We start from the raw sequence: 7204 nt of genomic DNA on the forward strand, positions 1-7204 counted from the left end.
CAGCGCCTCGTCGGCGGCAAAGGCGACGATATCGGCCAGCCCCGCGTTCGCGATCACCTGGTCGGCGTCGGCGTCAGACAGCCGCGCGGTGTCGATGGTCAGCGGCATCGCCTTGAAATCGATCGGCACCGCGACATGGGTGTAAGTGAACCCGCGCGCGCCATTGCCGACCATCACGAACAGCAGGAATGCCAGGAACGCGCCCGAGAGCAGCACGGCGCCCAGCCCCATCAGCCGGAACCGGCGTTCGGCGGCGTAGCGGCCCGCGATGCGTTTTTGCATCGCCTGGCCCTTCCAGTCGGTGGGGGCGGTGTCCCTATTCATAAGCTTCGCGATACTTTTTGACGATCCGCAGCGCGGCGATGTTGAGCAGCAGGGTGACGATGAACAGCACCAGCCCCAGCGCAAAGGCGGCGAGCGTCTTGGCGCTGTCGAATTCCTGGTCGCCGGTCAGCAGCTTGACGATCTGCGCGGTCACCGTGGTGACGCTGGCAAAGGGGTTGGCGGTCAGGTTCGCCGACAGGCCGGCGGCCATCACCACGATCATGGTTTCCCCGATCGCGCGGCTGACCGCGAGCAGGATGCCGCCCATCACGCCCGGAAGCGCGGCGGGGATCAGCACCTGGCGGATCGTCTCGTTCGGGGTCGCGCCCAGCGCCAGCGATCCGTCGCGCATCGCCTGCGGCACCGCGTTGATGCTGTCGTCGGCCATGGATGAGACGAACGGGATGATCATCACCCCCATCACGATACCCGCGGCCAGCGCGCTTTCTGTGCTGGCGTTCGGGATGCCCAGCATCACCGCAAATTCGCGCAGCGCCGGGGCCACCGTCAACGCCGCGAAATAGCCATAGACGACGGTCGGCACGCCCGCGAGGATCTCGAGGCACGGCTTGACCCATTTGCGCACCGTCGGCGCGGCATATTGGGTCAGGTAGACGGCGGTCATCATGCCGATCGGGATGGCGACGATCATCGCGATGATCGCCCCGATCAGGATCGTGCCCCAGAACAGCGGGATGCCGCCAAAGGTGTCGGGCTGCGGCGCGCCGCTGGTGGGCGCCCAGTCGGTCCCGAACAGCAATTCGGCGGGCGAGACGAGCCGGAAAAAGCGGATCGATTCAAACAGCAGCGACAGCACGATGCCAAAGGTCGTGAGGATCGCGACGAGCGACGCGAGCAGCAGGAACGCCATCACGATCCGCTCGACCCGCGTCCGCGCACGGAAATCGGGCTTGATCCGCGTGAAGGCGTACAGCCCGCCCGCCAGCGCCAGCGCCAGCATCGCGGCGATGCCGATCCACGCATATTTGTGGGCGGCGTCGGCGTAAGGTTTGACCAGCGGCGCCGCGGCGGGCAGCCGCACCGCGTCCTGCTTGCCCGCGGCGACGCTGCGCGCGTCGGACAGGATCGCGCCGCGCTCGAACCCGAAGGAGGGGAGCGATTGCGCCGCCTCGGTCGCGAGCACCTGGTTGGTGACCAGCGCGGGCGACACCGACGCCCAGACGGCAAGGAACAGCGCCGCGGGGGCGAACAGCCACAGCGCGACATACCAGCCATGATATTGCGGGCGCGAATGCAGCTTGGTGCCCGCGCGGCCGGCAAGCAGGTTCGACCGCGCGCGCCCGGCCAGCCAGCCGATCAGCGCAAGGCCCGCGATCAAAAGCAAAAGGGCGGCGGCGTTGAAGGTCACTTGGTCCCCGTTCGTCGAACTCGTTGCATCGGCGCCTTGCTCGATGCTTGTCCCTTGCTGTTCCCCCGCGAAGACGGGGGCCCATCTCCAGCACTATCGTGTTTCCGCAACGGTTGCTGGAGATGGTAAGGGCAGGTGATGGGCCCCCGCCTTCGCGGGGGAACACCGAAAGATGGAAAGACGCTTACTTCAGCTCGGCGCCGTTCAGCGCGGTCATGCCGGTGCCCGCGGCGGCCGCCTTGTCGGCGACATCCTTCGGCGACACGATCAGGCCCTTGGTGTTGAGGTAACCGCCGTCGCCCGCACCCTTCAGGAACTCCGCGACGAACTCGGCCAGGCCGGGGACGACGCCGACATGCGCCTTCTTGACATAGATGAACAGCGGGCGCGAACCGGGGTAGCTGCCGTCGGCGATCGCCGCATAGGTCGGCGCGACGCCCTGGATCGGCACCGCCTTGATCTTGTCCTTGTTGGCGTCGAGATAGCTGAAGCCAAAAATGCCCAGGCTGGTCGGGTTCTTGTCGAGCTTCGAGATGATGAGGTTATCATTCTCGCCCTGCTCGACATAATAGGGCGCGCCGCGCAGCGCGGTGCAGGTCGCTTCATGCTTGTCGGCATCGCTGGCTTTCAGCGCCTTCATTTCGGGATTGGCGTCGCATCCGGTGCCGAGGATCAGCTCCTTGAACGCATCGTAAGTGCCGCTGGTCGACGGCGGCCCGAATACCGAGATCGCGACCGCGGGCAGGGCGGGGTTCACGTCTTTCCACGTCTTCGCGGTGTTCGGCTTGCCATAGGGGTTCGCCGCGAGCGCCTTGTAGACATCTTCTTCGGTCAGCTTGAAGCCGGGGCCGCGCGACGCTTCGCCCAGCGCGATGCCGTCGATGCCGATCTGGATTTCGACGATCTCCTTGACGCCGTTCGCGGCGCAGCTGTCGAATTCCTTCTTCTTGATGCGGCGCGATGCGTTCGCGATGTCGGGGGTGTCGCCGCCGACGCCGGCGCAGAAACGCTCGAAACCGCCGCCGGTGCCCGTGCTGTCGATCTTCGGCGTCTTGTTGCCCGTCGCTTCGGCGAACTTCTCGCCGACCGCAGTGGCAAAGGGATAGACGGTCGAGGAACCGACCGCGCTGATATAATCGCGCGCGCCGCCACCCGAAGACGCCTGATCCTGGCACGCGGAAAGCGCGAGAGCGCACGTCGCGGCGCCAGCGACGCCAAGCATCTTGGGAGCAAATTTCTGGAACATGGGGTAATCCTGTCGGGGGTCGTTACCGAACCAAGCCGCCACCCCCGCGGCGACTCGCTGAGGGCCATTTGGGGGAGTTGTGTGACGTGTTTGTGACAGGGACTGTCATATAAGTGTCATTGGACGTGAGTGCTATACTCTCAAAATAAATTTTCAATTTTTGAATCAATTGTAATAAGTCCCCAAATAGGGGGTGCCTGATGATATCTACCGGGAAGGTTCTAAAAGGCCTTGTGCCACATACCCAAAGTTCTGCAAACGCAGTTTTTCGGGGCGACGTCTACCTTTCTAGCGGCGAAATTCGTCGAGCCTTTATAAAAGACCTCGACCCTCGCCAGCTTGGCAACGAGCTTCTCGTAGCAACCTTGGCAAAATCGCTAGGTGTTTCGGTTCCCGATGCGGCTCTAGTAATCGTTGAGCCTGACGTCAGCATGGCCTTCAAGAAGATCCCGCACGGTAAGAGTGGCGCATTCGTGGCATTTTGCTCGATGGATGCCAATGGATCGACGATCGCCCAGATTCTTGCAGCGGATCCTGCCAGTGACGCGATTCCGAGATTAAAATCCTCGCCCCTTCTCGGGAAAATCTATGGATTTGACGCATGGGTCGCCAACATAGACCGCCACAGGAATAATTTGATACTTTCGGGAGATGGTTCATTCTATCTGATCGACCACGGTCATTGCTTCACAGGGCCTTCTTGGATGGCAAGCGATCTAAATTCATCTAAGGAATATATCAGTAAATTGAAGCTTTGGCTCACGCCGAATTTGAATTCTTCAGATAAAGATAGGGCGATGGCTGAGATTAAAATTCTAACGTCGGGTATGGTGGGAACCGATGTTCAACTTATAATTGAGGAGTGTTTGGCAGATAAATTGTATGGAGCAAACGATAGCGATGCGGTCGTTGGCTTTTTAGAAAGCCGCGTTTCTCACGTTCTTTCGTTGAGCGCCAAAGCGCTTCACACGCTATGACCGATTTTTCCGACATCCAATTTCCAGACGCTGGGCATCTGCAAAGCGGTTTCTGGCAGCCGCTTTATTTCAAGCCAAATTTTGATACGCCGGAGCGATTAGTTGTGGCGGTGCTTGCCTATGCGGGCGGGCGATGGAGTCTGTGTCGAGCGTCGGCTTTGGATCGGCTCAAATGCTTGTACGGAAATGATGCTTTAGTTGCGTTGGAAGCTCTCGATTATGGATTGGGATACCTTGATTCTCGACTAGGGACTTTCGGCCAAGATGACGCAGTGCCCTTAAACGTTTCTGGGATCGTGGCAGGCGAACGTCGAGCCGCAGAAGGTTTTGACTCTGAATCAATCGCACGACGATGGATTAGGATGATCTCTTCGCTGCATGACCCGCGCAGAGAGGCAAGAGGGGTCGACTATGTTAGCCTAGGAGCTAATGAAGCCGTCGATGCTTTGGATCGTCGTATCTCGCGCGACCGGCTGCCTGTGCTGGTAATGGAGCGGATCACCGAAATTGCGCCTGAAGCTCGAAGGATGTTTGATCCGCATATCCATCGAATGGAAAAGGCGCAGAGGGCTCGTCTGTTGACGCACCGAGCTTTCGTGGCTTTTGACGGTCAAAAAGTCGCAGCCAATTTTAGTACTCTAAAAGCTGGCCGAAATCGCGTTTCGGTCGACGTGTCGAAACGTCTGATGTGGGATTTGGAGCAGCATCGAGAATCTAATAATGGCTCATTTCTGAAGCAAAAGCATGAGATGTTTTTGTACCATCCGGCGGAAGATGATCCGACTATATCCGAGCGTCAATTGGAGAACATAATGTTGGTGGTCGACAATCTGAAAGACGAAGGTCGAAACAGAGACATCGGAGTAATCTCTGATCACAGTGTGGCTTCGATTGCGGAACGGCTCATTCGCGATGAGGGTATCGCGACTTGATCAAGTCGATGATCCTCATCACCGGCCACATCATCCTGACTCCCGAGCATCGCGAGCGCATGATCGCGCTCGGTGCCGAGCATAGCGCGCGGTCGCGTTCCGAACCGGGGTGTCTGGCGCATAACTGCCATGTCGATGTCGAAAACCCCGACCGCCTCGTCTTTGTCGAGGAGTGGGCGGATATCGAGGCGGTGCGCGCCCATTTCGCGGTGCCCGCCTCACGCGCCTTCGTCGCTGACATGCGCGCGCTGTCGCCGCAGCCGCCGGTGATCCGCATCTATGAAGCACAGGATATCACCGCGACGCTGATGGGCTGACCGGCTCGCCGCTGTAATGGTCGAAGCACCCGGCGCGCCGCCGCCTCCGGCCGGTCCCGCGCGGCGCAGGATATTGACAAGGCGGGACGAACTCGGTTCACTCCGCGCCAAAGGGGCTGGGGCATGAGCGATTACAACAAGGATTTTCAGCAGGGCTATTACGGCACCGGCACGGGCAGCCATGGGCATCAGGCGGGCGCCGAACAGCGCGCGGCGGAGGAGGCGCAGCGCCGGGCGCCGGGCGGTGGCGGCGGTTCCGGGGGCGGCGATGGCGGCGGTGCCGCCGCCGGCATGGGCGTCGTCCTTCTGCTCGGACTGATTGCGATCGGCGCGCTGGTCATCCTGCTGAAGGATTTTCTGACCGCGATGATGGTCGCGATCGTCATATTGGCCGCGATCTTTCGCTTCGCGCTGCCCACCGCCGGACCGCGGCCCGGCTGGGGGCTGGCGCTGGGCAGTTCGACGGTCGCCTATCTGATCATCCTTGCGGCGTCGGTGATCGTCGTCGGCGGCACGCAATGGCTGGTCGGGCACGAAGATCTGACATGGATGCCCGCGGTGCAGAAACTATATCTGGACGAAGGGACGGGGCATTATGTCGTACACAGCGGACTGCAATCCTTCCTGATCCCCTGGTCGGTCGGACTGGTCGGCGCCGTGTGGTGGCTCAACCGCAAACTGCCGCCGCTGCGCTTCGGCGGCGCGGCGCGGATCGCGTTGTTCGTCGGCCTGCTGACGATCGTCTATATCGCGGCGCTCGAAGTCACGCCTTCGCTCTGATCCTGACAGCGCCGAAGGGGCAGGGGGCCTATGAGCGGGTTTGAATTCATCTTTTCGCTGTTCGGGCTGATCCTCGGCCTGGCGCTGGCCGAGGGGCTGGGCGGGCTGGCGCGCGCGCTCAAGGCCAGCCACAAGGTGCGGATCGGCTGGCCGACCGCGCTGCTCGGCCTGTTCGTGTCGTGCGACGTCGTTACCTTCTGGATGTATGGCTGGTCGCTCCGCGAGCTGCTGCCGTTGAACTGGCCGGTGCTGTTCGGCGGCTTCCTCGTCACCGCCACCTATTTCGTCGCGGCGAGCCTGGTCTTTCCCGACGATCCAGAGGCGTGGGACGACCTCAACGCCCATTTCGACCAGCATCGGCGCAAGGTGATCGGCGGCGTCCTGCTCTGCAATATCGCGCTGCTGTCCAGCGTCGCCGCGCTCGCGGCCTTTCCGCCGCTCGACATCCGCAACATCGTCATCACCTGGAGCTTCTTTCCCGTCGCCGCGCTGGCGATCTGGGCCAACGACCGGCGCATCATCGGCGCGTGCCTCGCCTGGCTCATCGCCCTCTATCCGCTATCGGCGGTGTGGCATTAATCTACCCATATTCGTCACCCCGGACTTGATCCGGGGTCCATTTGCGACATGGCTGAATGGACCCCGGATCAAGTCCGGGGTGACGATGACACGGGGGCGCTATTTCCCCAACAACGGCGCCAGATATTGCCCGGTGAAGCTGCGCTGTTCCTTCACCACCTGCTCGGGCGTCCCCGCGGCAACGATCTCGCCGCCCTTGACCCCGCCTTCGGGACCGAGGTCGAGGATATAGTCGGCGGTCTTGATGACATCCAGATTATGCTCGATCACCACGACGCTGTTGCCCTGGTCGACGAGCTGTTGCAGCACTTCGAGCAGCTTGCGCACATCCTCGAAATGCAGCCCGGTGGTCGGCTCGTCGAGGATATAGAGCGTCTGCCCGGTCGAACGGCGCGACAATTCCTTGGCGAGCTTGACGCGCTGCGCCTCGCCCCCCGACAGCGTCGTCGCCTGCTGCCCGACCTTGATATAGCCAAGACCGACGCGCACCAGCATCGCCATCTTCTCGCGGATCGAGGGCACCGCCTTGAAGAACTCCGCCGCGTCCTCGACCGTCATGTCGAGCACGTCGGCGATGCTGTGGCCCTTGAACTTCACCTCCAGCGTTTCGCGATTGTATCGTTTGCCGTGGCACGTCTCGCACGTCACATAGACGTCGGGCAGGAAGTGCATCTCGATCT

Annotated in this window: 9 protein-coding genes; 5 read left to right on the forward strand and 4 right to left on the reverse strand. The window is 61.5% G+C overall.

Annotation, left to right across the window (positions count from 1 at the left end; all coding sequences use genetic code 11):
• The 3 genes from A3E77_RS00190 to A3E77_RS00200 all read right to left on the reverse strand — a co-directional run.
• On the reverse strand, nt 1–324 hold a 324-nt coding region (locus A3E77_RS00190), incomplete at its 3' end, for a DUF3333 domain-containing protein (RefSeq protein ID WP_293642891.1).
• Nucleotides 317–1693: a phosphate ABC transporter permease subunit PstC gene (gene pstC, locus A3E77_RS00195; RefSeq protein WP_293642892.1), complete on the reverse strand. Its 1377-nt coding sequence runs from the start codon at nt 1691–1693 to the stop codon at nt 317–319. The genes pstC and A3E77_RS00190, both read right to left, overlap by 8 nt.
• 184 nt (nt 1694–1877) lie before the next feature.
• The gene (locus tag A3E77_RS00200) at nt 1878–2939 is read right to left on the reverse strand and encodes a substrate-binding domain-containing protein (protein WP_293642893.1); all 1062 of its coding nucleotides are present in this window, start codon (nt 2937–2939) and stop codon (nt 1878–1880) included.
• Between the two features lie 200 nt (nt 2940–3139).
• Between A3E77_RS00200 and A3E77_RS00205 the strand changes: the two genes are divergently transcribed.
• From A3E77_RS00205 to A3E77_RS00225, 5 genes are all read left to right on the forward strand, one after another.
• Nucleotides 3140–3916: a HipA family kinase gene (locus A3E77_RS00205; protein WP_293642894.1), complete on the forward strand. Its 777-nt coding sequence runs from the start codon at nt 3140–3142 to the stop codon at nt 3914–3916.
• Nucleotides 3913–4848 (forward strand): hypothetical protein, encoded by a 936-nt coding sequence (locus A3E77_RS00210; RefSeq protein WP_293642895.1) that lies wholly within the window; start codon nt 3913–3915, stop codon nt 4846–4848. Before A3E77_RS00205 ends, A3E77_RS00210 begins: the two co-directional genes overlap by 4 nt.
• Complete coding sequence (locus tag A3E77_RS00215) at nt 4845–5165, forward strand: putative quinol monooxygenase (RefSeq protein ID WP_293642896.1); 321 nt, start codon at nt 4845–4847, stop codon at nt 5163–5165. The genes A3E77_RS00210 and A3E77_RS00215 overlap by 4 nt, the downstream gene beginning before the upstream one ends.
• Before the next feature lie 123 nt (nt 5166–5288).
• Nucleotides 5289–5945 (forward strand): hypothetical protein, encoded by a 657-nt coding sequence (locus A3E77_RS00220; RefSeq protein ID WP_293642897.1) that lies wholly within the window; start codon nt 5289–5291, stop codon nt 5943–5945.
• A 30-nt stretch (nt 5946–5975) separates the two neighbouring features.
• Complete coding sequence (locus A3E77_RS00225; RefSeq protein WP_293642898.1) at nt 5976–6524, forward strand: hypothetical protein; 549 nt, start codon at nt 5976–5978, stop codon at nt 6522–6524.
• Between the two features lie 99 nt (nt 6525–6623).
• Here the strand turns inward: A3E77_RS00225 and A3E77_RS00230 are convergent.
• A partial coding sequence (locus A3E77_RS00230) for an ATP-binding cassette domain-containing protein (protein WP_293642899.1) occupies nt 6624–7204 on the reverse strand: 581 nt, incomplete at its 5' end.

The sequence above is a fragment of the Sphingopyxis sp. RIFCSPHIGHO2_12_FULL_65_19 genome (assembly GCF_001830555.1).
GTDB lineage: Bacteria > Pseudomonadota > Alphaproteobacteria > Sphingomonadales > Sphingomonadaceae > Sphingopyxis.